28 protein-coding genes are annotated in these 25806 nt (G+C 49.3%); 14 read left to right on the plus strand and 14 right to left on the minus strand.

Annotation, left to right across the window (positions count from 1 at the left end):
- Positions 1 to 86 precede the first annotated feature (86 nt).
- Genes tmk through B8987_RS05145 form a run of 3 tightly spaced genes read right to left on the minus strand, consistent with a single transcriptional unit; the run spans position 87 to position 3550 of the window.
- Positions 87 to 698 (minus strand): dTMP kinase, encoded by a 612-nt coding sequence (tmk, locus tag B8987_RS05135; RefSeq protein ID WP_020374267.1) that lies wholly within the window; start codon positions 696 to 698, stop codon positions 87 to 89.
- On the minus strand, positions 671 to 2095 hold the full coding sequence (locus B8987_RS05140; protein WP_020374266.1) for an aminotransferase class I/II-fold pyridoxal phosphate-dependent enzyme: 1425 nt from the start codon (positions 2093 to 2095) through the stop codon (positions 671 to 673). Before B8987_RS05140 ends, tmk begins: the two co-directional genes overlap by 28 nt.
- Before the next feature lie 42 nt (positions 2096 to 2137).
- Positions 2138 to 3550, minus strand: coding sequence for a hypothetical protein (locus tag B8987_RS05145; RefSeq protein ID WP_084660935.1), 1413 nt, complete (start codon positions 3548 to 3550; stop codon positions 2138 to 2140).
- A 96-nt stretch (positions 3551 to 3646) separates the two neighbouring features.
- On the opposite strand from B8987_RS05145, the gene B8987_RS05150 reads away from it, so the two are divergent.
- Together B8987_RS05150 and B8987_RS05155 are read left to right on the plus strand one after the other, a co-directional pair.
- Positions 3647 to 4306, plus strand: a complete 660-nt coding sequence (locus B8987_RS05150) for a DUF5666 domain-containing protein (RefSeq protein ID WP_020374265.1) — start codon at positions 3647 to 3649, stop codon at positions 4304 to 4306.
- Between the two features lie 217 nt (positions 4307 to 4523).
- Positions 4524 to 5219: an alpha/beta fold hydrolase gene (locus tag B8987_RS05155; RefSeq protein ID WP_020374264.1), complete on the plus strand. Its 696-nt coding sequence runs from the start codon at positions 4524 to 4526 to the stop codon at positions 5217 to 5219.
- 102 nt (positions 5220 to 5321) lie between these two features.
- Here B8987_RS05155 and B8987_RS05160 read toward each other — a convergent pair whose 3' ends face one another.
- Positions 5322 to 6644, minus strand: a complete 1323-nt coding sequence (locus B8987_RS05160) for a purine-cytosine permease family protein (protein WP_081503218.1) — start codon at positions 6642 to 6644, stop codon at positions 5322 to 5324.
- Between the two features lie 182 nt (positions 6645 to 6826).
- Here B8987_RS05160 and B8987_RS05165 point away from each other — a divergent pair, with 182 nt between their 5' ends.
- A complete protein-coding gene (locus B8987_RS05165) occupies positions 6827 to 7207 on the plus strand; it encodes a VOC family protein (RefSeq protein ID WP_242823944.1) in 381 nt (126 codons plus the stop codon).
- Positions 7208 to 7464: 257 nt separating this feature from the next.
- On the opposite strand, the gene B8987_RS05170 is transcribed toward B8987_RS05165, so the two are convergent.
- Together B8987_RS05170 and B8987_RS05175 are read right to left on the minus strand one after the other, a co-directional pair.
- Positions 7465 to 7869, minus strand: a complete 405-nt coding sequence (locus tag B8987_RS05170) for a hypothetical protein (RefSeq protein ID WP_020374261.1) — start codon at positions 7867 to 7869, stop codon at positions 7465 to 7467.
- 435 nt (positions 7870 to 8304) lie between these two features.
- Positions 8305 to 9387 carry a WD40/YVTN/BNR-like repeat-containing protein gene (locus B8987_RS05175; protein WP_020374259.1) on the minus strand — a complete coding sequence of 361 codons (1083 nt, stop codon included), beginning with the start codon at positions 9385 to 9387 and terminating at the stop codon, positions 8305 to 8307.
- Positions 9388 to 9566: 179 nt separating this feature from the next.
- Here B8987_RS05175 and B8987_RS05180 point away from each other — a divergent pair, with 179 nt between their 5' ends.
- Positions 9567 to 11144 (plus strand): acyl--CoA ligase, encoded by a 1578-nt coding sequence (locus B8987_RS05180; protein WP_020374258.1) that lies wholly within the window; start codon positions 9567 to 9569, stop codon positions 11142 to 11144.
- 902 nt (positions 11145 to 12046) lie between these two features.
- Positions 12047 to 12970 (plus strand): ferritin family protein, encoded by a 924-nt coding sequence (locus tag B8987_RS05185; protein ID WP_040767237.1) that lies wholly within the window; start codon positions 12047 to 12049, stop codon positions 12968 to 12970.
- Positions 12971 to 12987: 17 nt separating this feature from the next.
- Here B8987_RS05185 and B8987_RS05190 read toward each other — a convergent pair whose 3' ends face one another.
- From B8987_RS05190 to B8987_RS05220, 7 genes are all read right to left on the minus strand, one after another.
- Complete coding sequence (locus B8987_RS05190) at positions 12988 to 14259, minus strand: 3-hydroxy-3-methylglutaryl-CoA reductase (protein WP_040767234.1); 1272 nt, start codon at positions 14257 to 14259, stop codon at positions 12988 to 12990.
- A 108-nt stretch (positions 14260 to 14367) separates the two neighbouring features.
- Positions 14368 to 15054, minus strand: coding sequence for an alpha/beta fold hydrolase (locus B8987_RS05195; RefSeq protein WP_020374255.1), 687 nt, complete (start codon positions 15052 to 15054; stop codon positions 14368 to 14370).
- Entirely contained in the window at positions 15047 to 15703 is a 657-nt protein-coding gene (locus B8987_RS05200; protein ID WP_157782358.1) for an HTH domain-containing protein, read from the minus strand. Before B8987_RS05200 ends, B8987_RS05195 begins: the two co-directional genes overlap by 8 nt.
- A gap of 11 nt (positions 15704 to 15714) precedes the next feature.
- Complete coding sequence (locus B8987_RS05205; protein WP_020374253.1) at positions 15715 to 16794, minus strand: lipoate--protein ligase family protein; 1080 nt, start codon at positions 16792 to 16794, stop codon at positions 15715 to 15717.
- Positions 16795 to 16906: 112 nt separating this feature from the next.
- The gene (locus B8987_RS05210) at positions 16907 to 17278 is read right to left on the minus strand and encodes a DsrE family protein (RefSeq protein ID WP_020374252.1); all 372 of its coding nucleotides are present in this window, start codon (positions 17276 to 17278) and stop codon (positions 16907 to 16909) included.
- Between the two features lie 6 nt (positions 17279 to 17284).
- The gene (locus tag B8987_RS05215; protein ID WP_020374251.1) at positions 17285 to 17530 is read right to left on the minus strand and encodes a sulfurtransferase TusA family protein; all 246 of its coding nucleotides are present in this window, start codon (positions 17528 to 17530) and stop codon (positions 17285 to 17287) included.
- 59 nt (positions 17531 to 17589) lie between these two features.
- On the minus strand, positions 17590 to 18030 hold the full coding sequence (locus tag B8987_RS05220) for a biotin/lipoyl attachment domain-containing protein (protein WP_020374250.1): 441 nt from the start codon (positions 18028 to 18030) through the stop codon (positions 17590 to 17592).
- A 375-nt stretch (positions 18031 to 18405) separates the two neighbouring features.
- On the opposite strand from B8987_RS05220, the gene B8987_RS05225 reads away from it, so the two are divergent.
- The 9 genes from B8987_RS05225 (at position 18406) to B8987_RS05265 (ending at position 25251) form a co-directional block, all read left to right on the plus strand.
- Positions 18406 to 18774 carry a DsrE family protein gene (locus B8987_RS05225; RefSeq protein WP_020374249.1) on the plus strand — a complete coding sequence of 123 codons (369 nt, stop codon included), beginning with the start codon at positions 18406 to 18408 and terminating at the stop codon, positions 18772 to 18774.
- 66 nt (positions 18775 to 18840) lie between these two features.
- Complete coding sequence (locus B8987_RS05230; RefSeq protein WP_020374248.1) at positions 18841 to 19551, plus strand: 4Fe-4S dicluster domain-containing protein; 711 nt, start codon at positions 18841 to 18843, stop codon at positions 19549 to 19551.
- Between the two features lie 128 nt (positions 19552 to 19679).
- A complete protein-coding gene (locus tag B8987_RS05235; protein ID WP_020374247.1) occupies positions 19680 to 20915 on the plus strand; it encodes a heterodisulfide reductase-related iron-sulfur binding cluster in 1236 nt (411 codons plus the stop codon).
- 12 nt (positions 20916 to 20927) lie between these two features.
- Positions 20928 to 21974 (plus strand): FAD-dependent oxidoreductase, encoded by a 1047-nt coding sequence (locus tag B8987_RS05240; RefSeq protein ID WP_020374246.1) that lies wholly within the window; start codon positions 20928 to 20930, stop codon positions 21972 to 21974.
- A complete protein-coding gene (locus B8987_RS05245; protein ID WP_020374245.1) occupies positions 21971 to 22792 on the plus strand; it encodes a hypothetical protein in 822 nt (273 codons plus the stop codon). Before B8987_RS05240 ends, B8987_RS05245 begins: the two co-directional genes overlap by 4 nt.
- Positions 22793 to 22821: 29 nt before the next feature.
- Complete coding sequence (locus B8987_RS05250; RefSeq protein WP_020374244.1) at positions 22822 to 23514, plus strand: 4Fe-4S dicluster domain-containing protein; 693 nt, start codon at positions 22822 to 22824, stop codon at positions 23512 to 23514.
- A 33-nt stretch (positions 23515 to 23547) separates the two neighbouring features.
- Positions 23548 to 24468 carry a CoB--CoM heterodisulfide reductase iron-sulfur subunit B family protein gene (locus B8987_RS05255; RefSeq protein ID WP_020374243.1) on the plus strand — a complete coding sequence of 307 codons (921 nt, stop codon included), beginning with the start codon at positions 23548 to 23550 and terminating at the stop codon, positions 24466 to 24468.
- A 39-nt stretch (positions 24469 to 24507) separates the two neighbouring features.
- Positions 24508 to 24975: a biotin/lipoyl attachment domain-containing protein gene (locus B8987_RS05260; protein ID WP_020374242.1), complete on the plus strand. Its 468-nt coding sequence runs from the start codon at positions 24508 to 24510 to the stop codon at positions 24973 to 24975.
- 12 nt (positions 24976 to 24987) lie between these two features.
- Positions 24988 to 25251, plus strand: coding sequence for a glutaredoxin family protein (locus tag B8987_RS05265; RefSeq protein WP_020374241.1), 264 nt, complete (start codon positions 24988 to 24990; stop codon positions 25249 to 25251).
- A gap of 201 nt (positions 25252 to 25452) precedes the next feature.
- Here B8987_RS05265 and B8987_RS05270 read toward each other — a convergent pair whose 3' ends face one another.
- A complete protein-coding gene (locus B8987_RS05270; RefSeq protein WP_020374239.1) occupies positions 25453 to 25803 on the minus strand; it encodes a hypothetical protein in 351 nt (116 codons plus the stop codon).
- Between the last annotated feature and the right edge of the window lie 3 nt (positions 25804 to 25806).

Genomic DNA, 25806 nt, shown 5'->3' on the forward strand with positions numbered 1-25806 from the left:
TGCGCGAACCCTCACCAGGGTGCCATGTTAAGTGCCTCGTTTGCATACGTTGTATGCGGTCTATTGTTTCGTCATCATGCAGGACCTTACTCAATATTTAAATAGGATTTCACCACGTGCTGAATATCTTTCGCCACATCTTCCACCGGACGCATACTGGCCACAATATGCCATCGGGCAGGATCTTGTTCAACGAGTTTATTATAGCCGGATTCCACCCGTTGGAAAAATTCTCTTCCCGACTTTTCAATGTTGTCCTGCCCTTCAACAAATGAAGGGCCCTTGAGCCAAAAGGTCAGGTCAGGTTTTAATCCTTGCGTAACGTGCTGATTTACCGTTTGGACCCACGTTACATCGATTCCCCGTCCATATCCCTGATACGCCACGGATGAATCGCTGAACCGGTCCACGATCACAATGTGTCCTTGCGCTAATAAGGGGCGAATGACCGTTTTCACCAGCTCAGCCCGGGCCGCTGCAAAAAGCAATAATTCGGCCTCTGCACTGTGTATTTGTACCGTATGCAACAACAAGCTGCGTAGTGATTCTCCAAGCATGGTGCCTCCCGGTTCCCTAAGTACGGTTACCGGATATCCTAAAGTTCGAAGCCATGCCGCCAAGCGCCCAATCTGCGTGGTTTTGCCGACTTTTTCTATACCCTCAAACGTAATTAGGGCACTGCGTTTTTGATCACCCATAGCCCTTCGTCAGTCCCTTCATCATCCCATGTTGGGGGAGGAGGTTGTAATCCTTTTAGGTCACCACTGCCCCTCAGGTACCAGTCCCGGTACTCTGTTAGCCATGATATCACGTCTTGATTAATACCTTCGCCCGGCACGACGAGAGGAATGCCCGGGGGATAAGGGATCAGAGGTCGTGCTGCAATCCGTCCCAAAGCTTTGGACCAAGGAATCCATTCGGTTTCTGCCGTCATCGCCTGGTAAGGCGGCATTATTTGTTGAAGGATAGGCCAACGTCCCCAGTGTAAAGCCCCGTGTGGACCGCTATCCTGATTGGCCAGGATAGCATCTAAAGCGGCCTTCACCATGTTCAGGTCATCGTAAGGAGTCACAATCAACGTCACTCCAAACGGATCGGATTTTTCTTCCACCCCAAAGGGCTCAAGTTTGCGAAGAAGGTGGGATCCGTCTCCCAAAATCGTTAATTTGGCGGCGTCGGCCTGTCCGCTTTGGAGCTCCCACCAATCTTGTAAAACATTCAGCCCCTGATCACGCCATCTCGCGCGTAATGCTCGCAACTGCTCAGCTAAAACGTGCCACCCGCGGTGGTATTCTTCCTGATGCCGTAAAAACTGAAAATCATCGAGAGATGCTAATAACAGATAAGAAGGGCTCGACGTGGCCAACAGATCCCATGCATCTTGAACCTGAGACACGGAAATGATGGGAGAATTCAGGTGCAATAGACCCGTTTGCGTCAAACTGCGTTCGGTCTTGTGCACTCCGTGACACACTAAGTCGGCCCCTTCCACCAATGCTGAACGGGGAAAACCCTCATGTCCCCAAAAATGGGTGCCGTGGGCTTCGTCAACGATCAAAGGAATGCCGTGTTGACGGCAGATGGCGGCTGTGGCCGACAGATCCGCTGCGAGTCCTTCATAGGTAGGATTTGTCACAATGACGGCTTTCGGCTGAAATTGTTCAATAAGCCGGACACGTTCCTCATCGTTAACAGGCAAGGGATAACCCCCAGGTCCCACCCGCGAATATGCCCAAATCGGCCGAAGGTGCCCGAGTATCAATGCCGCATGCACGGAGCGGTGAGCAATGCGGTCTACCACGACGGAAGATTCCGGGGGACATGCCGCCAAAATGGCTGCCATGACGGGCAAGGTTGCGCCCTGGACTGAATACCATGTTTTTTGGACACCAAAACTTTGGGCCATGAGGCGCTCAGAATCATGAATAGGATCATCACCGTCTGACTTGGGGGTCAGTTCGCGCACTTCGGTCACGTCCCACTCGCTTAAAAGATAGGGTAAGGGCACCCGGCCTTTATGACCTGGAGTATGCCACCTGGCTTTTCCGCCAGCACTATAAGCCTTGAGCGCCTCAATAATCGGCGTTCTTACCACCCCGGGCGTGCCTCCCTTCTTCTTGATGCTCTTCTTATCATCTCACCACAAACCCCGGTGTTGAAATAAAATGGCCGTCTTGGTCTTTATAATAGGTGTCCATTGTTTAGGCAACGATAATAAATAAGTCGACACTGCCGTTTTTGGTTGCCACAGCACATACCGCACATTATACTGCTTCCAAATGATATTCGGATTTTCTGTTAAATTTTTGACGGCCATATATTGGTGAAGTTGATGCCCCTGTAAATAAAAGTCCGTCCGGCCATCAATAAACACGGGGATATGCTGGGAAATCAGGTATCCTCCCCAATGATACATATTAAAAACTCGTCCCGGATGCGTTTTAAGATATTGCGCTGCCAGAATTGGTTCTCCTACCGGCTTTCCGGCTGGAACGATGGGCTTTTCAAAAAGAATTAATCCGGTTAACAACAGTAGAAGAGGGGCCACCACATATCCTTGAATCCGGCGAAAAGGCCATTCCCGGGTTAAAACCCCCAGTAACACGGCCCACTGCACATCGTAATAGGGAAGAAACCGGATGGATTTCATGGTGGCATAAAAGAGACCCGCCACAAGAAAAAAGTCTGGCCAATTCACGGGGATGTTTCCAAACAGCATCAACAACACAAGAAGGAATAGTGGAACCAAAATAACGACGACCCAGATCATCATGTGAAAATCAGGCGATTGCCATTCTGCAATATACTTGGCAATTCGTGTAGAAAATGACACATGCCAGGAATAGACCCAAAGCCCTGGCCCGTTGGGATTCATGAACGAGACCAACACCGACACGATGAAGACCCGTGCCCATTGTTTCAATGAGACCTGGGTAGGCCACGTTTTAACCCGGGCGGTATTGACTGGCACGATGATCCAAATTCCTTCTAATAGAAGCAACAAGAATCCCAGAAGAAAGCTCCCATGCATATTCGTCCAGACCCACAGTAATGGGACCGACCACCATAGACGCCTTGGATGCGTTTTCGCATTCCACAAAATGATGAGCATCCAAACAAAAAAAACATAGCTAAAAGCTTGCGGGCGGTCCTTGACAAATTCGACCAATCCGGGGGCCGCCATTAAAACCAACAGCCCATTTTTAAGACCTTTAACGCCCCGTAAGGATAACAACCAGGCCAATGACACCATCAGGATCGTTCCAATTCCAGCTGACATCAGCCAAAATGCTACACCCCCCAACCCAGATACCAGGGCCGCCAAGAGAACTTCATAGCCCCATTCTTCTGTAACCCATGGCTTGTGATAAAGGGTATAGGAAAAGACATCATCATGTAACACAAGGTGGTGATGAATCATATAACGGCCAGCCGCCCATTGCCAAAACACATCCCCACCTAAACCATTGTGCAAGCTTTGCGCCCAAAACAAACTCGATGCCAAAAGGATTAAAGTGCCTTGCATAATCTGGTGATCGCGTCGTGTCATCGTCATCAAAACTCCTAAAATTTTCTTGTATTGCTTGTTCGCAATAGGGACTAAAATGTCCTGCTTTCGAATATCTCCTAACCAGGAGGGATGGACATGAAGCAGAAATTTTCTATGTCCCGAAGAACTGCAGGATGGTTAATGGCGTTGTTGGTGGCTTTTGTGGTAGTGCACTATGCCTATCAGAAAACTCCCAGCGCTTTGACTCGCGCGGTCACAGGCCAACCCGCTATCCAAGTGGCGCTACGGGGTGAAATTACGAATCTTAATGCCAATACGGTGGCCTTAACATTAGAGGATCCCCATGGCGATTTAACAACATTGTCGCGCACAGTACAATTAACCGACCATACCCAATATGTCATGCCAGGGGAACCGCCATTAACAGGCGCCAGTGGTCTCAAATACTTGCAAAAAGGTTATCGTGTATTTGTCAAAGGTCAAGGAACCGCTGATAATCAAGTCATAGCCCAAGTCATTCATGTGTCGTTTCCACCCATTAACGGCATGGTCAGTGCCTTAAGTCCGTCCTTACTCACCGTCAAAGTGCCCAATCAGCCGCAACTCGCGAATATTGCCCTGACGTCTCATACCGCTATTTATGTTCCCGAAGGGGATTGGAGCAAATTACAGGTCGGTGCTCCCGTTAGAGTGTGGGTCATTCCGACTACCAATGGCAATACCTCGGGTCTCACCGCCTTATCGGTAATGGTTTTGTCGCCGGCCAAAACATCGGCCACATCATTGAAACCGTAACCAACACAGGGATCCGGGACGCCCAATTCTATTGCCCGGATCCCATTCTAAGACTTCTTGTCCTACGAGATGCACTAATTCCTCTTGTTTTTAAATTGACCACGAATATTTAATTTGTTTGGACCCGTTTGCTATATCATCTCTTTAAAAGAAAACAAAACTTCTTAAAATTTTCATAGTGCGGGTGCCAAAGTTTTTCGATATAGGAGGTCATGTTTTGGACCGCATTTATTTGTTTCATGGCTTTATGGGTACAGCACAGAGCCATTTTGCCCAGCAAATCAGCATCTGGCAGGATGCCTTTGAGGTGATTCCCATGGATTTGCCAGGACATGGTTCCAATCCCTTGGATGCCCCCCGTCCCTATTTTTCTTCTGCGCTTTCGTGGATAATGGATGTTATTGCCGTTCACGGTAGAGGACATCTCGTCGGATTGTCGTTAGGCGCGTCTTTGGCCATACATGTGGCCGTAAAAAACCCGGGTCTCTGTCAAAGCATCGTGTTAACTGGCTATTCGCCCTTTATTCCGGATGAACTCGAACCCTTAATGCGTCAACAATATGAACAGTTTCAACGCATTGAACGAGAAAATCCCCAAGTTGTTCACGAATTTCTTACGCTTCACGGCACACGCTGGAAAAATACATTAATGGCGGTTCTTGATGATATGACTTTTCATTATCCCCGTGTCGACGATCAGGCCGTGAAAAATCTTCGCGTTCCCACCCTCGTGCTCAATGGCTCACAAGAGGCCTACGAACGCCATGCCGCCAGTTATTTGGCCGATATCGGTAATCCTCTTTTGCAAGTCGGCCTCATTCCCGGAGCAGGACATGTCGCCAATCGGCAAAAACCTGCTATTTACAACACCGTGGTCCAAGATTTCTGGGCCAGCTTGCCTGTAATGGATTAATCTGTGCCATCTTAAATCACTAATTCTTATCAATGATTCTTCCCGTTGTAAAGAAAAATGGCGGCGCCACTTTTAGGCACCGCCAGGAAACTCGGCTGCAAATTAGGATAACGAATGCGATAGCGCAGCCGATTTGCGAAGCCGCAATAGGAGATAATAAACTAACGCCCCAACGAGCATACCCGCGTAGTATCCCGTGTCCCCGTTGTCTAACATTTTGGCGACCGGTCCTTCAAAAAGTATCGTCGACATAAAAGGAATGACCGCCACAATTCCTACAAGAAATCCGCCAATCGCCGCGGCATCCACGCCTTTGGCCAATAATGCACGGTCTTTATTAATCAATCCCTGGTGGGCGGCAACTAACACAATTCCCACCCATGGCGCGACCCAATAACTGAGGAGCAATAAGAAGTTTTCATAATCAGACAGCAAATGGGAATTGGCCAACCACGCCACAAGCCAGCCCACCGCTCCCAAGAAAATCGCAGCCTGAGTGCGGCGGATGGGAATATCCAGCGTTAATAGGGACAAAGTTGCGGTATAGCCGTTAATGGCATCCGCTGTCATTGTGCCAAATATAATCGCGAGCAGGGCAAAACCGGTTAATGGCCCCATCAAGTTTTGCACCATGCCAATGGGACTCAAATTGCCCCAACCTAATGCTCCGACCACGGCACCGATACATTCGACCCACACAGTTCCCAAAAAGGTCCCCCAAAATGTCGCCCAGAACACGCGTTGGGGTGCGGTGCTTTCTGGTAAGTAACGACCATAATCGGATGCATAAGGCGCCCAGCTAAACGAATAGGAGACAACCGCAGCCAATTCCAACAAAAAATCTCCGTAATTGCCAGCATGTACGTGAGCGAGGCGCGGCAAATGATGAACCACTTCATAGCTCATCAAGATAAATAACACACCTTGAACATACACCATGACGCGTTCAAATCGATGAATGATGTCATAGCCTAAATATCCTAGCGCGATTTGCCCCGCGGCAACGAAAAATAATCCGAGGGCCAACGGAATGTGTATTAATTTCGCCATGGCCTCTCCGCCAACGGCTGTATTAATCGTGTACCAGCCGATAGCCGATAGGGTATTTAGAAAGGAAGGCAAATAATTACCACGGCGCCCGAAAATACTGCGGCTCAGAGGCAATTGAGCTAATCCTTGGCCCGTTCCCGCTTTGGCCGTTAATCCAACTAAAAGAGACGCGATAATATTTCCTAAAATAATAGCAAAGAGCGTTTGACCCAAATCCAAGCCTAATACGGGGCCTAAAACGCCAACCAACCAGGCAGGCATTCCTAAGTTTGCCGAGAACCACAATGAAAATAATTGCGAGGGTTTCCCATGCCTTTTTGCCGAAGGCACCCATTCAATTCCTAGGGGTTCTACGAGTTCTTCCGAAGCCATCATCTCACCTCCATTCTGGTATATATATCACCTGTCATTACACATGTCAAATCGTTTCAAAAGGCGTTATCGTGTAAAGGTCATCGTTGGAATTTGCTTAATTGTCGATTTTGACCACAACAAGAAAGAACCCATTTTGGGTAAAGTGGTAAAGTAGATAACTAAGGAAAAATACGGAAGAAGGAATGGATATGGCGTATAAGTTCTTTGGGGTCGACCACGTTCAATTGGCAGGTCCTCAAGGGTGCGAAGCCGAAGCACGCAAGTTTTTTGTTGACCTGTTGGGTTGGGAGGAAATCCCCAAACCTGAACCTCTTCGCCAGCGTGGAGGGGTATGGTTCCAATGTGGCGCACACCAAGTACATATTGGCATTCAAAAGGATTTTATTCCTGCAACCAAAGCACACCCCGCATTTCATGTGGAAAACATCAGCGAGTTACGAGATTATCTGTTGCAGAAAAACGTCAACGTCATGAATGACGATGTTCGTGCCGATGAAGGCGTCAAACGCTTCTATCTGAACGATCCGTTTGGAAACCGTCTTGAATTCGTAGAGCGGCTCTAAGCCAAGGTTTTCCTGCTATGCAAAACAGTCAGGTCCTTAACACGGGAAAAGGCAAAGTCAATCCGCTTCGCGCTCTGTTGTGTCATGGGATGCGGCGTAAAAGCTGCCAAGTTCTTGCTCTTTGCATCGATTCGGCATAGAAAAACACGTTTCGGTGTGAACTTTTTACTTGTGCTGACTCTGTTGAACGCGGAGACCCAATATGGCAAGGAACCGTTGATTTCCTGGGTTAAAACATCATACAAAAAATCCGTGTTTCAAAAGAAACACGGATTGCTATACGCTTTAAGCCTAGAATTCGCCGCACACGACATGTAGTTCATGGGCGTAAAACTCAAAAGAGCAATTCTCGTCCCCATAACTTTAGCAGTCATTCGCAATCCTAGCGTATGGTGGTTAATGTCAATGGCCGTATGCGTTATAGTCACTAACTGTGGCATGCCTGAGTTTGAAATCGCAATAATCACATTTAACGGACCATCACACACCACACGACTTTCAGCAGGGTAAACCGTTGGCCATGGCGGCGCGATGTTTTTCACCCACAACGATCGATAGGTCATTATATTTTGATTAATAGCTGTATAGTGCACCGCATTCCACAAATCCCCAGCAGCGGTCGCTAGACTTAAGGGTGACACGGATTGTTCGAAATTGCGCACGGTCGTGTGTTTGGCGCCTGATAGCTTAACTGTCCCATTGGTTCATTGTTCTGGCTCAATAACAACGGATATTGGGAGAAAAGTGCCGCAGATATTTGCGGTTGATAGAGGCTTCCCACCGGTGTCGAATCTCGTCCTAGCACTGGGGCAGCAATGGTGGTCAAATGAGCACGGGTTAACTTCGCCTTGACAACATAACGCTAACGGGTGAAGTACAAGGCCGACTACGGGTAACAGGCTTCTAAATCTAAAGAAGGATGATTCCCATCACTAAGATAAGCTTTGGGTTACAATGCGTCTTAGATATTTTTTCCCCTAAGGGCCAAGATATAAGGGTTCCTCAAGGATCACGTAACGCCGTATTTCCTCAAGACGCAGCTATAGCGGCTTCTCCCGAAATCTCCGGTCTGAAGGCCGAAAAGACTCAAAAACCCCTTATGACTGCCAGCTGATTCCATGATTTTGACTAGACACTGTAAAGGTTTTTCCTGAGCGTAGCAAAACGGAGACGGTCACATGACCATGACCCATTAGGGTGATGGATGGTGCCTTTCCGAGACGGGGTTGGCTAGGACAATCCAGTCGTGACTCGTTCCATGACATGCCCCCATTCGTAGTTCGGAAAAGAAGGAGTTGCGGCGTTGCGTACGACGGCTGGGCAATCAGGCCATCTTGCGCATTCCAAAATACGATCGCGGGATTTCCCACGGTGTTAGGAAAAACCTGGTAGGGCACCGCCGTCCAATGGGTATAATTAATGAGATTCCAGTTTTTCCCACCATCTTGGGATCGTAAAAGAAAAAAGGGCTCCTGGGCGGTAGCCGGCTCGCCGCCCACCAACAACCAGCGGTCCTGTCCCATGGACCACGTGGCCTCAGGAGGCGTGCTAGACAACCGAGTTTGAGCTAGCAACAGACGAATTCCTTGAGACAGGTCTAAGGGAACAGGTGCCTTAATGGATTTGATAATGGTCCATGCCGTAGTCGCTTCGGTTTTAGGCATGTATAGATTCAATACATACCGGGAACCGGAGGTGCTCACATCGGACATGGTCACGTAAATCTCGCCGTCAATATAGTCTACGGTTTCGGTAAAATATGGACTTTGATTCCATGGGTTTTTCGTAAGTCCCTGGGGTTTAGGTAGCTGGGGGAGCAATTGGAAGACCGTGGACCGGCTCAAGGGATCTAAGGTCATGGTTAGGTGAGCTGAGTTCGAAACCGCAATCATTTGCCGTGCTCCAGGGGATAACAGCGTGTGAGACTGAGCTTTCCAGATGTTCGGGACCCGAACTGACAACGCTCCCAATTGGAGAAGTAGTGTATGCGGCATCATGTCAGATGACGTCGGTGATGGAACTGATGGTGTGTGGCTTTTGGGTACAACATGCTGCAAAGACGGACGCAGGGAGATATGGGAAGGATGGCGTGGAACTTGGAATGCATTAAATCCGCATCCCGCCAGTATCCCCATCCCTAAAAGTCCTACCATCCAATAGGATGCCCTCAAGAATGCCATTCTCATTTCGTTCTCCCCTTCCGTGTATATAACGCGCCAATTCCATCTCCGGTCACCATTTCTGCCCCATTTAGATCCTCTAACTAATCCAAATCGAATAAAATTTTCAATTTGAACAGGAATATTTAAAGCATTTGGCGTATTGGGACAATATTAATCGTTTTGGGGGAGGCATCAGCATGACACCGGACAATCCATGGAATTTTGGCCGTGATGTGATCGACCGCTATGCTCAAGAAAGACCAGATGCGCTTGCGTTATCTATGATGCATAATGACACCAATGTCCTTTTAACTTTTCAAGATATCTCGCGTCTTTCCGGCCAGACTGCAGATTGGCTAAAAGCCCAAGGCATCGGCAAAGGAGATCGCGTTCTGATTGTTCTCGGAAAAGACCCGGCATTTTGGCCGGTCATGGTCGCCTTGAATAAACTGGGCGCGGTCGCTATGCCCGGCACAACGCAATTAACCGCTAAAGATCTCTTGTACCGCTTACAGGTTTCTCAGGCCACCTCAGCCATCGTTCTGCCCGAGATTGCGGATAAATTACAGGACGAGGCTCTTCATTTAACGCACCCCATTGTGGTAGGAGGAGCCCGACCCCACTGGATCTCATTTGATCCCTATCATTTGGACAACCCGGTGTTTGAAGGATTTCCCACGGACTCTAGCGATCCCACATTAATTTACTTTACCTCTGGCACTACCGGATATCCGAAAATGGTACTGCATAATCAACGATATCCAGAGGCCCATACCATCACCGCTCAATATTGGCTCGGATTAAGCCAAGACGATCTCCATTGGAATATTTCCGATACCGGATGGGCCAAGGCCGCCTGGAGTTCATTATTTGGACCGTGGATGGTTGGGGCAGCCATCTTTGTCGATAATATGACTGGTAAATTTGATCCCCAGCAATTTTTGCACATTTTATCCACACATCCCATTACATCGGTCTGTGCACCGCCAACCGTTTATCGGTTAGTCGTTAAAGAAGATTTATCCCTTTGGACATTTCCTCATCTTAAAAGCGCGGTATCTGCTGGGGAACCGCTCAATCCCGAGGTGATTCAAATCTTTAAGCAGGCCACAGGCCTTGATATTCGTGATGGCTATGGCCAAACCGAGACCGTTTTATTAATCGGCAATACCCCAGGACAACCGATTAAACCGGGATCGATGGGACGACCTGCGCCGGAATTTGAAATGACCGTGATCGATCATCAAGGTGTTCCCTTACCCCCAGGGCAAGAAGGCGATATTGCGATTAAGGTGCATCCGAAGCGGCCGCGTGGGTTATTTCAAGGTTATGTCAATGATGAGGAAGGAACCCAAAAACGGTTTGTCGGCGATTATTACATAACCGGAGACCGGGCCATTGTGGACGAAGATGGGTATTTTTGGTTTGTTGGCCGTGCAGACGATGTTATTATCAGTTCTGGATACCGCATTGGTCCGTTTGAAGTGGAATCCCTCCTCGTCGAACGCCCAGAAGTATTAGAAGCGGCCGTCGTCTCTTCTCCCGACCCAATCCGTGGAGAAATTGTCAAAGCTTTTGTGGTGTTGAAGCCAGGAATTGAACCGAGTGCAGCATTAGCGGAAACGTTGCAAAATCATGTCAAAACGCAAACGGCACCCTATAAATATCCCCGGGCCATCGAATTCGTCACGGATTTACCAAAGACTGTCTCTGGAAAAATTCGGCGCATTGAATTACGGCAAAAAGAGTGGGAAAAAGCCAAAAAAACCCCATAGTCCGGAAAAGAATTGACCGCCACCAGATCATGAAATCGCCATCCATCCGGATCTGGTGGCCATTATATCGAAACCATCTCAAAAACGGCGCAGGCCATTTGCTACGAACATTTTTCGTGGAAGGGGTTATGTTGTGAGTCAAGCAGGGGCCAAGAGATAGCCGTCCTCAGGATGGAACAGACTCAAATGGACTTCAATCCCGCATCACAACTAATTCAGTTCTGCTCCTAAAGCCGCTTGTTGTTACAGTCAACAAGCGGCAAAAAAGCTTTAAAAAGTCTTTATCCCTTAAGAAGACGAGAGATCCCTCGGTTCCACCCGGCAATTGCTATCTGAGTTAAGCTCGTCCTATGCCGATAAATACTCCGCATACGCAACCCATCTGCCGCCCACTGGCACGGCGTACTACGTCGGAAGTGTCGCTAAAACTTGCTTAGAGACGGTAAAACACGGTGTCGAGGCACAAGGAACCCAAGTCCACCGTCTGCTTAATCCCCTTCCGGCTTCGCCTGGAAAGGGGATTAAGCGCGTGTTGTGTGTAAGAGAACAGAGTGCACCCATTAAGCTTACCATCATGCGGTATCTGGCTTCCTGCTTACAGATCATTTGCAAAGCTCCGTAACTTTTAGTATGTTTACAAGTACGTAGGCATATTTTGCCTCTTGGAGGGAACGGTTTGTGAGAAATTTGGTAGTCCCACCCAAGAAATATCTCACAGGGCAAACGATGAGCGTAAGACGTGATATGATAATGTCCCGGTAATGTTGCGCATAGAGCATCTTGGTGATGCAGGAAATGGATGGCTGATCTCGTTCAGTCATGGTGTCATGGACACGATAGGATATTGGCTATTCGGAAATCTCTTCAAAAAAATCGCTAGACGGGTGAAAGGACGGTTGCAGGTGATAAAAGTCTACCCACAATTTGAAGAAGACCTGCTCGTACGGTTATTTCATAAAGGCGTGAAGTCACAGTGGACGGTCGAGGATGTCAATTGGGAAGATCCGATTCAATTTAACGAAGAACAAGCTCATGCCTTAGCACGCATGTTGACCCCGGTGTATTTAGGGGAACAGTCCGCCATGATCGGAGCCAGTGTCGCGCTTCCCCAAATGGCCGGAGCGGGGGAAACCACAGCCCAATTATACCTCAGCAGTTTTCTGATGGATGAAGCACGCCACTTTGAGGTGCTCACCCGGCTATACCAACGTCTTCAGGCCGATCCGTTAACGATCCGGCAGATGCCGGAAATGCTACGTTACCATAACCGTCTACGTAAAGGAGACCGCCTGGATTGGGTCTGGGGCATTCTGATAAGTGATATTTTTGCTAAAAACTTTTATTCGTTATATGCCAAAACACAACCTGAGGCGCTATTTGGCAAATTATCCGGGCGGATATTAAAGGATGAATCACGGCATCAGGCTTTTGCTGAGCATTATTTGAAAGGGGCTTTACCCACCGTTCCCTTCGAACGATACAAGGTTCTGCTCGACATGAAAGACGAACTCTTGATGATTATGGACGCCATGTATTACAGGCTCCGGGATGATGCGGAAACCGTCGGCATGGACGGTCGTCAATTTTTAGACCGCTTACGGGAAGATATCGAAACCAAGGCACGCCGCATTGGTCTTGATGATACCAAAGGTCCAGACTCTCGAGAAGGGCGGCGTAAAATCGTTCCGGGTTTTGGCAAGGGTGTCGCGTCGTCAAGCTCTCATTCCCCATTGTCTTTTAAAGCCTTGAAACCTTCCAAATGCACAACATGTTATTTAGCACTGCTCTGTCAGACACCCTTGTTCCGACGCGCTCAATGTGTATAACTAGCCATGGAGGCCTTCTAACGAAGGCCTCCATGTTTCCAGTGTGTGCGAAAGAAATTTTCACTGCCGCGGCTTGCCATCGAGGCCGCCGCCGAGATTTCTAAGGATAAGGTGGCAGCCGCAATAATTTGCGCTAAACGTCGCGCTGAATGAGGACCTTCACAGCCCATCATACGCAAATAGGACCTGGCATGGGGTAATTTTGTTCCCCCACCAACTGTCCCCACTTCGAGCCCACTCAAGGTGATACTAAAGGCAATCCCTTCGTCTACCCGCGATAGCGTAGCATGAGCCATGCTGCTGGTGCCGACCATGCCCAAGTCTTGACCTGTCGCTGCAAAAATCGCCGCCACCGCCGATGCCGGGGTAAAGCCGAACGAAGGCATCCCACTATCATGGGCGCCATGGAGTCCTGTCCACTCCAGAGCCTGAAGATTTTCCGCGGTGGTATTTAAATAACGGCGAATAATGTCGTCGGGAATGATGCTTTCCGCCACAACCGTCTTCCCATGACCACCATGAAAATATTCATAACTGGGTTTTTTATCTCCGCCCATATTGGCCTCTAAAAAGATACTGTGCGGCGCAAGCCCTTGACCCTCAATGTGCTCGACAATATATTCATTCAAGGCGTACGCGTTTCGTGTAATCATATTCGGACCGCACGCTTCTTGCGTATCAAATCCGTACAGAACATGGCAGACAGGACCGACCACATGGGTGCGGATATTTAAGAGGGTAGCATGCGAAGAGACCTTAGCAGACCGTTCGCCTGGCTGAACCACCTTATCGGCATGGAGAGGATTGTTAATCCACGCCTTCAAATCTTCCTGATGCGCCATCACCCATTCATGTAAGTGAATCGCATCTTGTGTGGTGTGAAACACAAAAGCACAGTCCCTGGTCATCTCATCACGCAATACCCAGGTCTTAATGCCGCCAGCCAAGCTGCTGACATGTGAACCACGCAACATGGATTCGGACAGGCCCCCTTCTGTATGAGCCAGGGGAACAAAAACGTGATCTGTTTGTCTTTGCACTTCCTGTAACTGACCATCATCACGGCGTTCATATAATCCCATTTCAATCGTCATGGGCCCGACCACACCGACTGGCAAGACCATTTCTCCGGTCAAACATTCTTGAAATGATCCTAACGTTTCGGCCCCTACGGACCAAGAAAAGATGCGTCTTTGGTCCTCCGCGGTCATCTGCGGCAACTGCGCTAGAACCGCCTGGCGCTGCTGAATTGCCGACAGATGATTGCGATGAGACCAGCGGAATTTCATCACTCATCGACCCCTTCTTAGACATTCTTTTCTATTGTAACAAAGAATGCCGAGAAGTCTGAAAGGAATCCCGCTGGCCTGCGACCACGAATGCGCGGTTGTCCCCATTTACCCTACCAAGGTGGCAATCTTTTTACGGAATGCGTGAAGATATTGCCTGGCTTCTTGCACAGCTTGCCCCTCATGATCCCAGTCGTGTCCAAGGCCGCGGATGCGGTGATATTCCCAATGATCAGGAAACCGGCTAACGCCCGTGGCTAGGAGAAAAAATTCTTCAATCCAGTTTGCGCCAATAACCTGGTCATGATCCCCATGCAGAAGCAAAACATGGCGGGAACCAATGCGAGGCACCTTGTAACTGACGTCCCAATCTAGCAACGTCTTTTTCACCGTATCCGCAGGCCAGTCATAATAGGGATGGCGATCCTTAAGAAATTCTAAATGGGGTGTACTGCCGATAGCCACAATTCCCCGGACCGGAGCCTGCCGGTTATCGGCACAGGCCCATAAGGCCACCAGCCCTCCTAATCCTAGACCAATGAGCAAAGGCGAATCGACTGTGTCTATCCATTGCCCCACGTGTTTTCTGGCGTCTGTAAGTACCTGAATATACCCATCATAAAACACGTCGGGAACGGCAAGCCGCTCCTTTCCTCCTAAATTGAGTACGGTAATCTCTTCATGATTAGGGGTGCTGTCTTCAAATCCCAACGAGGATACGAGTGACGACGATGCCTTTTGCGGAAAATCACTAATAACCAAAATCGATTCCTTGGTCCCGACTGGATTATTCATCAGTGTCTGTGCCACCTTCCCTAGATGCTATGGGCGATGAAAGACGTCCTTGAGTCTTAGCCATTCCTGCCCTGGACTCACTTGGATCTGTCACCGTTTTTTGTGGAATGAAAAATTGACAGACCCCGGTTTCGGCGCGACTAAAATGAATGGCCGGAGCCTTGAAGTGTTTGGAAAACGTGCGGGCTTCGGCCTGACAGACGAGTTCTGCGTCCGGGGTATTAGGTAAAGGACATTGGCGCATCGTGATCCACCACCCATTCGGGCTCTTTTTCCAATCCATGAGCACCGAATCCTCTTGGCTCAACGCTTCTAGCGATTGATCGATCGAATGACCGTAATATTGATCGGTGAATTGTTCTAAAACCTTCCCAAGAAGATCTTTCCCTCCCACCTTCTCAATGGCTCTAAGCAATTGGGGAATCGCATGAAACTCTTCATCCCGGGGTAAAACACTTTGGTACACCCCGGTATGATGCGACCCCGGAAGCAGGGTCATAGACACCCGATGTTCCTCGACCAACTGATGAAGATGACGCTGAATATGGCGGCGGGACACACCAAAAATCTTTTGGAGCTGTTCCGTCGTCACCTCTTTGTGTTGATCAAGATATTCTAAAATACGCTCGCGAAGGGATGATGGCATCATATCGTCCTCCATCATTTGACTGGCGTGGACACATCGGGCGTGATTGACATCTTTTGTTGATAAGCTGCGAGGAGATCTTCAGGCGTTAATCCGATAATCGGATGACGGGCAAAACTCGACTGAAGACGCTCAGGAAACTCCCGAGCCAGTAACGGCGTTTTAGTCAATTCCCCAGCTAACTGGGTTAACGCATCAGGTGGCTCAATTAATAAATCCCCGCCGAGCCAAACATTTTCAATCCACCCGTCCGCTTCAAGCCATATCATGCGAATCAGTCCCGTGGGCGTTTTATGTAAGCCTTCATAGAGATATACGCCATCACGGATTTTCCGCCCGGGAGTAATCCATCCCTCATTTTGGAACACAAAATTCGGCTCGAAAAGCTGTACCGCTAAGCGTTCAGCTTCCGCTTCTTCTGCATCGGTCAAGACATCTTCATGGGCCGGACTGTCGAGCAAATTCACAAATTCTTCGGTGAGAACAGCCATGGCCTCTTCCGGTGTCGGAAGATTGGTCCCTAGTTCATCTTTCATTGTCGTCATATACTCTTTGAGTGATTGGATCGTCTTATCTCGAAACTTCTCGGAAGGGACATTTAAGACGTGGGCCATCAACTCGCGATCAAAATCAAACATCCAACTGCCGACGAAAACCATGCTGTGACCAATACTCGCCGCACCGGTTCCTCCAATCTTCTTGGATCCCACAACAATGTCATTCAAAGGCCGCTTCTCTGCCTTAATACCAAATCGTTGATAAGCCGAAACCGGAGCGGGTAGCAGCGCAGCATAGAGATCTTTAATGGCTGCATGGGCGCCAGGCAGAATCAAGTGCCAAAACGTTTGATTCGAATCCAGTAAGACCGCGCCGCCGCCGACCAAGCGGCGAGCAATCGGAATATGATGAGACTCACAGTAGGGCACATTTAATTCCCGGTTGGCCAATTGATGATATCCGACAGACACAAAAGGTCCACTCGGTGTCGACGACACCAAAACCATTTCGTCCATGGCATTGGCAACCTTTGCCACGGCGTGAAAAACCGATAATGACCGGGGAATGGGGACACGTCCTAAATGAATGACTCGCATTAAGCATTCCCTCCATTCACATCACACCCATCCACAAGCATCCGGTGGATTTTCGGGGACAGGAAAGATCGGCAGGCCTGCCCGTGCTCACACATTTTTGGAAAGATGACGATTAGAACGACAAAACCAAATCCGACGCTAACGCTTCTTCATTGACAAAAGTGCCTCCCACAATAGCGGAGACGCTGTCAATGAGATCGTCTTTAGTCATATCATTGAGATCTAACGATGGAGTACATACTAAAAATTTTACCCCAGCATCTAACGCCTGGTCGATAAAATATTGCAGGGTTTCGCCTCCTTCTTTCACATAAAGATGTTCCGCTATCCCTTTCTTCATGAGTTGCGTGCCCCGCATGGTAAACAGCATCGTCACTTCATGATCTAATAAGCATGCGGCCGTCGCCAAAAAAAATGGGGACGCCGTGCGTTCGGGAGTATCTGGTCCCGATGTTTGAATGTATAAGATTTTCTTCGTGCTCATGGTGATTTATCCCTCCTGGGCTTTGACCCCAACCTTTTCAATCCGAAAGTGAAACTCGTTTCCAACCTGTTCGGCTTGCAACAACTTGTGACCCGTCCGCTTGGTCCAGGCCTCAAAATCTGCCACCGAGCCCGGATCAGTCGCTAACACTACGAGTTGATTGCCGGCTGGCAGTTGGTCCATCGTCTTTTTGGTTTTGACGATGGGCATAGGACACGACAACCCTCGCACATCAAGAACATGCTCTTCCATATTGTCCCTCCTTCTCTATGCACCCCTAACTCTTACCCGTTGGCAATCCAAGCTTCTTCTTAGCTATGATGGCACGAAATCCCGTCTTGCAGAATTTTTTGTTGGTATAAAGACACCGCGTCCGCTCCAGTCACCAAAAGAGCCAAATCCTCATCAGGTGACGAGGCGTGTAATCGAAATAGCCATGTGCCATACGGGTCACGATTGAGACTTTCCGGATCGTTTTCAGCGGCCTCATTGATTTGAGAAATGACGCCGGCAACAGGCGTTGAAACACCGCCAACCCACTTTCCACTCTCCAGCGTAGCGGCACTCGCGCCCCGCTTGAGTTCGCGTCCCACCTTCTTGATACGACACACAAGAATCTTACCGGCCAAAGCCTGCGCCGGATCGGTAATGCCGACTTCAATCTCATCACCGGCAAGCCGTCTGGCCCATACATGTTTATCAATCCAGTAATACCGATCTTCTGGAATATTGCACTCGGATACGGTAGCCATTTTCGTCCCTCCCACGCACCGGTTACATGATACCTTCATTGTGGTGCGCTAAGGTCATTCTTTGCCAGATGGCTACACTTAAACAGGTCCGAAAGCACCCCGCCTAGAGGACCATATGGCCCTGGCTATGACGCTTTGTGAATGCCCTCACCAAGTTAAAACGTCAGATTGTGACGTTTTCCCTACTTTTTGGTTTGGCCCATATGACGCATTGTCTCTTTGCCTTTTTTCTTAACTTTGTTAATTCAAATTTAATTCGTACCCAATAGTCATTTAACCCCGTTCAATGCCGTGATACGATGACGGCGATCGGATCTTGGTTCGAAAGAACCATGTAATGGGAGCAAGTGGAATCGACTAGAAAAGAGGCTGATCATGGCACGATTTGTCTATGTTCAAACTCGCGGAATTGAAGCCCCCGAACGGTGTTTCACCGTCTTTTTCATGGCTGCCGTGGCAAAGGCTATGGATGATAATGCCGCCATTATCTTTACGCAAACCGGGCTTTCGATATTTACCCAAGGCTTTGCCGATCATGTGCTGGCTCTCGATGGCAGTGGGAAAACCCTGACGGACTTCATCCGCAATGCCAAGGACCAAGGTGTCACATTCTATGGGTGTCGGCTCAGCTTACCCCTCGTCCAGATTGAGCCGTCTTCCATCGTGTGGCCTCTCACGTGGATTGGGGCTGCTGATTTCCATTCGCTTCTCCTCGAGGCCGATCGCGCCGTTTACTTATCCTAGGTATCTGATAACGGTTCATTGCGGATACATTCGCACGAACTGGTTGGAAATAAGGAGGTGACCCGTATGAGCGATGAAGCCGTCATGCCCCACTTACGCCTCGATCCGGATGATGTCGGCGACCAAGATGCCGAAAGTTTATTACAAGCCATAAAGAGTGACTTGCGCTATGAGGAAGTCATTCACGGCTGCCTTAACTGCGGTGTTTGCAGTGGTTCTTGTCCCTCTCACCGGTTCTTTGACTATTCCCCCCGTATTGTTGTGCAAACGGTCCTATCTGGCGACGCACAGGCTGTCAAAGACATGATGGATGAGTATATCTGGGCGTGTGCACAGTGTTATACCTGTGCGATGCGTTGTCCTTTTCACAATTCTCCCGGCGGGTTAGTCATGATTATGCGAGAAGTTGCCGTATGGCGAGGGATGGAAGCGGTTCACCGTTTACTCAAGCCCTATGGCCGGGTCTTGTTAAAAGTCTTATCCATTGGCAATCAGCTCACGCCGGACATGATTCAACCCGATTTCTTCCCCGACTGGGGTCCAAAAATCCCGTGGAGTTCGACCGATCTCGCCATCAAACGGAAGGCTATCCCGGTATACACCCTGCAAGTCACCACATCGGCATGGCGCGTATCTCCGGAAACGTCTTATGAACTCTATACCATCTATGAAGAAACCGGAGTGTTTCGTTTGATCGAACAAATTGACCCTAACCTTTATGAAGTGGTCTCAGATATGGTTGAAGACCTACGCGATATGGTGGAATCCACGCGTTAAGTTCCTTTTAACCATTTTTAGGACTTGTCACTCCTTTCAATCCAGGCAAGACCGTTTGGCAGTTACATTGTGGTCTCGTCGGTTCGCAAAAGTTCCACAAGTTCAACAAAACTAAAGGAGGGAAATCCATGGCAACCAGTCCTATTAGCGATAAGGTAAGAACCAGTGGATGGGAGTTCGTCACCAAGACGGTGGACAAAAGGGCCTTATTGAAAGCCCAACCGAAAGATCCCCGCGAAGAACTGGCCGAGCTTGAAGCCAAAGGGGAAGTCAAGGTGATCCATATTACCGAGGAAAACCGCCCCATTGAAGTCGAAACCTTATTAGGACGCACCAAACGCATTCCGACAAACAAGCTTTGGCATCACAAATCCTGTGGCCAATGTGGCAACATTCCTGGCTATCCGACCAGCATCATGTGGTTTATGAATAAGCTCGGTCTCGAATATCTTGATGAAACCCATCAAACGAGTTGCACCGCATGGAACTATCATGGCTCCGGCACCTCAAATCTCGTCGCCTTAGCCTCTGTCGCCGTCAGAAATTGGCACCGTGCGTATGAAACCGGATATTACCCCTTGATTCATTGCGGCACCTCATTTGGCAATTACAAAGAGATGCGGAACTTGTTAATTGAGCACAAGGATTTGCGGGATGAAGTGCGCCGGATTATGAACAAAGTGGGCCGTGAGCTGGTGATTCCTGAAGAAATTGTTCACTATAGTGAGTGGCTTCACGTCTTGCGTGATCGCATTGCTGCTCTAAAAGTGCATGATGTGTCCCACATTGTGACCACAGTACATCCTGCATGCCATGTGTGGAAATTAGTGCCGGAAGATGTGATTTACGATCCCAACATTTATGGAGGCGAACGCCCTGCCCCCACAACCGCTATCCTCTTAGCGTTAGGGGCTCAAGTGGCCGATTATTCCACCTGGTATGATTGCTGCGGTTTTGGGTTCCGTCACATCTTGACCGAGCGTGAATTTTCCCGCTCATTCTCCTTAGAACGCAAGATTAAAGTCATGGTGGAAGAAGCCCATTCGGACGTTGCCATCACACAAGACACCGGTTGCACCACGACGCTTGACAAGAACCAATGGATCGGCAAGGCCCATGGCTATAACTACGAACTCCCGGTCATGGCCGATGTGCAATTTGCGGCATTAGCCGCAGGAGCCGACCCGTATAAAGTCGTTCAAATTCAATGGCATACCTCGGGCTGGGAGAAACTGCTCGATAAAATGGGCATCGATTGGCGAACCTCCAAGGCCCAATATGAAGCGTATTTGGAAGAACTCAAGGCGGGACGCGAACCGGAACAACTCTATGTTCCCCCGCTCGAGTCATTAAATCTCCACTAAAGGAGGGGTAATATGTCTACGTCCGTTGCGGTCATTGGAGGAGGCCCGGCCGGATTGCAAGCCGCCGCCACATTAAGTCACTTGGGTCTTGACGTCACATTAGTCGAACAACAAAACTTTTTGGGCGGGGCCGTCGCCCGTCATCAATATCAGGTCTTGATGCCCGATTTCAGCAGTGGTCCTGAGCTCTTGAAACGTCTGATCCAAACCGTCAATGAGGATCCTCATGTTAAGGTCTACACCGGGACAACGGTCGGCTCGGTCCTTGAATCTGATGGCACGTTCCATATTCAGCTTGAAGGGGCTCATCAAGAAAGCATTAAAGCGCAAGCCGTGGTGTTAGCGACAGGATTTGATCATTTTAACCCAGCCCGGGATGGAAAATATGGCTACGGTCTCTTTCCTGATGTGATTACCGGAGCTGAATTAGAAGAAATGTTTGCCAAAGGACCGATTCGTCGTCCTTCTAATGGTGAAATTCCGGAATCTGTCGCGTTCATTTATTGCGTCGGTTCCCGGGATCGCCAAGTCGGCAACACCTATTGTTCCCGCGTCTGTTGTGCCGTTTCAGCCAAACAGGCCATTGAACTACGGCAACAATTACCCAAAGCCCGCATTAGCATGTTCTATATGGATGTACGCACGTACGGACTGTGGGAAGACACCTTGTACTGGCGTTCCCAAGAAGAAGCGGGCGTCGTCTATGTCAAAGGACGTATTGCCGAAGTTACCCAACTGCATGGACGTCCGGTGCTAAAAGGCGAAGACACCTTGGTCCGCGGACCCTTCGAGTGGCCCTTTGACTTAGTGGTATTAGCAGCAGGTATGGAACCAAGCCGGGGTACCCACGATTTAGCCCAAAAATTCCAGGTCTCTTTAGAATCCCACGGCTTTATCCAACAAGCATCCCCCATGCAAAATGCCAGTTTAACCAACCGGCCCGGTGTGTTCGTCGCGGGCGCGGCAAGCGGTCCCAAAGCGATTGAAGACAGTATTGCAGAAGGAGATGTCGCAAGCTTAGCGGTCTACGAGTACTTAAAAGCGAAGGTGACATTATGAATTCCCCTGAGCGTACCGAAAACGAAGACTTTTTGAGACGCTTATTAAAGCCGTCCATGACAGAAGTCTTTACATCCATCCAATCCAACCTGGATGCGATTCCTCTGGATTCGGTTATTCAAGGATTGACGCTAACCAGCCGCCAGCTGCAACATGTGGCAAATCCGCGTATGATGGCTTCGGCATCCCTCCAGGATTGGCGCGAAGCCCTCATGCGGCTTAGATCGATAAGACGCTGGCTACCGACGATTGAAAAGCAATTACCGTTTCAACAGTTTATTGTCTTCCTGACCGCGCTGATTGAAATGGATGAGGATGTCGATGATCAAGTCCGAGCCCTGGGCCTCAGTTTGCCAATGCTTTCTAAAGAGGCTGCCCATGATATCGCCATCGAATTTCTCCATTTCTATTCTCCCAAACGGTACCCACTCGCCACGACGTGGGTGTATTCGTGGAAGACAGGAACCGGCGCCTTGCCTTACCTGCTCGAGTTTACCAATGAACCAGGCTTTAACGGAAAGGACCGGTTCCGGGCATTTGGCGCCGGTTACTCCGAATTGTTTGCGCGTCTAGAGCAGTTAGATACAGCGCTGGAGCAATTCGCATTGCACCGCTGGGGTATGTATTCGAACGACATTGTGTTGGCCTATGTGTATGCCGACTACTTGTACAAAATGTACTTTACCACCTCGAAATCCATTTTTTCGACCATTCCGACCGTTCTCGGGGTGGTGAGCTATCTTTTGGGTTTACCCATTCCCAAAGAAGCGGTTCCCACGGGAATTCCTGTGGAACAAGAAAACTCGCCGGTCTCTTAGAGGCCAATTAGCCCTGTGGAGGTGAGAAAATGCCTAAAGGATCCGGTATCATCGAACGTTCGTTATTAAATGATGACCAAATTATGGAGTATGACAATTTGGTCATGGACGGCATCGACATATCTGGCCGCTGGAATACCATGATTAAATCGCGTGTGCACAGCCGCCCTGAATTAGACTCGTGGGATGAAGTGCGTCAGAGTGCGATTGGCGCCAGTATTGACAATTGTATTCAATGCGGGATGTGTACGGCCGGCTGCACCGTGGCCCACGAAATTCCCGAATTCAATCCCCGGCAATTCATCTATTGGGTTCGTACGGGTCGTCAAGAGGACTTGATAAAAAATGCGGATGTCATTTGGCGCTGTGTGGGTTGCTATATTTGCACCAATCATTGCCCCAAAGGCGTCAACACCGCGGAAGTGATGGAATCCATCGGCCAATGGCTGCATCACCAGGTCCCGGAAAAAATGGACCCGGCCTATCTGGCCAATCATGATGCCTACCGTCATCAACTCTTCACGTATGGCCGGTTAAACCTGCCTCGCTTGCAAGCCGAGTTTTTAAGCCGTCTTGGCCGCCGGCAGGAATTGTTTTCTCCCGAAATGCGCAAGACAGCCATCAAAATGCTTCGCGATGGGCGTGTCATGCGCACATTATTCATCGGCAAGCCCAGGCATTGGTCACGCAGTGCCTTATTGTTAACGCATCAACAAGCGTAATCACAAATTTGGCAAATTAAGGAGGCAGGCACGATGAAAACCGCCTATTTTCCCGGATGTTCTTTAAAGACCATCGACCGAGCGTATGATGTCAGCACACGCGTCATTGCCAAGGATTTAGGGATGACATTGGTCGAAGTGGAAGATTATTCGTGTTGTGGTGCCGGCGAGCTCAAAGGCGAAGGGGTGAAAAGTCATTTTCTCCCGGCTAGAAACTTAGCGCACCTTCTTCATCAAGGTGAGACAGAAGTTATGGTATCTTGCAATGTCTGTTACCACGAACTTTCCCGGACCGCCTACACATTTGAGGTGGGTGGGGCCGTGCGTGATGAAATCCAAAATATGCTGAATGAGGCAGGCGAACCGCCTCTTACCGAAAAGCCGTCCGTGCGCAATACGCTGGAGTATCTCGTCAATGTGGTCGGTCTGGATACCATTGCCCAACATGTGCGGGTTCCTTTAACGGGCTTGCGGGTCGCGCCCTATTACGGTTGTCTCTATCACCGCCCTGGCAATATGTTAAGCTCCGTTCAAATTGCGGGCGAAGATACCGAGCATCCCCACTTCATGCATGATTTGTTAAAGACCTTGGGCGCCACCGTCGTCTCTCACCCGGCCGAAACCACCTGCTGTGGCGGCAAGAACCTGTTGTCTGATGGCAGGACTTCCGGCAAATTAACCGGGCGGATTTTGTCCAAGGCAAAATCGAGCGGTGCCGATGTCCTCGCCCTGATGTGCCCGAAATGTGCTGGCGGTTTGGATGCGCTACAACCACGCGCCATTGACGCCGTTGGTGAAGGCGCCAAATTGCCGGTCATGTACTACACCCAGCTAGTCGGCATTGCTTTTGGCCACCGTCCCGAGGAACTTTATGTAGGTGACATGGAATCCGATGCCTTAAGCCTCATCGAACAGTTCTTGTCTCAAGCGGAATATTCTTTGCCAACCCATTAATTCCCACCTGCGCCCAAAAGAGCAGACAGGAGGTGCACGATGGCTGAAATTCAAGGCTGTGATATTCCCGAAGACCTTTATTACGACATCGAAAATAATGTCTGGGTACGAAAGGAAAGCATAGAAAGCACGGGCAACGAGGAGGGAGAGGTGGTCTCGGTCGGTATGACCGACCCCGCCCAAACTCTGTCCGGTCGTATTTTGTTTGTCCGTCCGAAAAGGGCGGGAACGTATGTGGCCCGGGGAAAATCTTTAGCGTCGCTCGAAAGCGGGAAATGGGCAGGACCTTTAGTCTGCCCGTTATCCGGCACCATTTTGGAGACCAATGACATCTTAAAAGATCAACCCGCGCTGTTAAATATTGATCCCTACGGGACAGCATGGATTGCAAAGCTCAAGATTGACCCGCATCAAGATTGGGGACATCTGGTTACGGGAGAAGAGGCTCTCACACGCTACCGCGAAAAGATTGTCCGCGACAAAATTCAGTGCATGCGGTGTAGTTAAGAGGTGACCAATATGGGTGAGGTCGTTGTGGCCACATCTCCCTGGTGTCACACCTGTCCCGCCACCATTCGTCAATGGAAGGACTTGGCGAATCAATATGGGTTTACGGTGCGTGAAGTGGATGTGGGCACATTAGAAGGACGAGAACTGGCCGTCAAATTATATATTCGTAGTGTCCCCAGTACCATTATCAACAATCAAGTGGTTCATGTCGGCGTCATTGATCGGCAGACCGCCTTAGATTTATTAAAGAAACATGGTATTATTGCATCCTAGTTCGTCGCGTACCCCCGTTGAACAGGGTCCTGGGATTCCAGGGCCCTGTTCAAGTGATCTGCATTCTCTTTTCTCGCATAAGGCATGCGGACATGACCAATCAAAATGACAGGTTCCAATAACAACGTAAAATCCCTATTAACCTTTGCCTCTTTCACGTTTTGCGACACCCGTTATCTAGAGAGTTTATGCGTCTTCAATTTAGGCATGAGAATGGGGATGAGCGTGAACATGGGCATGGTGGCCATGACTTCTCTCATCCGTCGGGTGATCATGGTCATGCATTTCTTGCGCCGGTAATCCGACATTAAACGCTTCCACATGGAAATGATCATGATCATGTTCGGCATGAAGCATGTCACTAGCCTTCAGCATTTCATTGTAAGCCATACCCAAAGCTAGCACGGCTCTTTCGAACGCCTTGGTAGCCTCCGGCAAACCGGCGGTCTTGAGGCGCTCACTCCATAATTCGATGTGGTCCGCATACAGTTTGACTTGAGCTGCGTATTGTTCCGCAACGATTTGCCAATCTTCGTAGCTATTCCCGTCCATACA

This window comes from Sulfobacillus thermosulfidooxidans DSM 9293, from assembly GCF_900176145.1.
Classification (GTDB): Bacteria; Bacillota; Sulfobacillia; order Sulfobacillales; family Sulfobacillaceae; genus Sulfobacillus; species Sulfobacillus thermosulfidooxidans.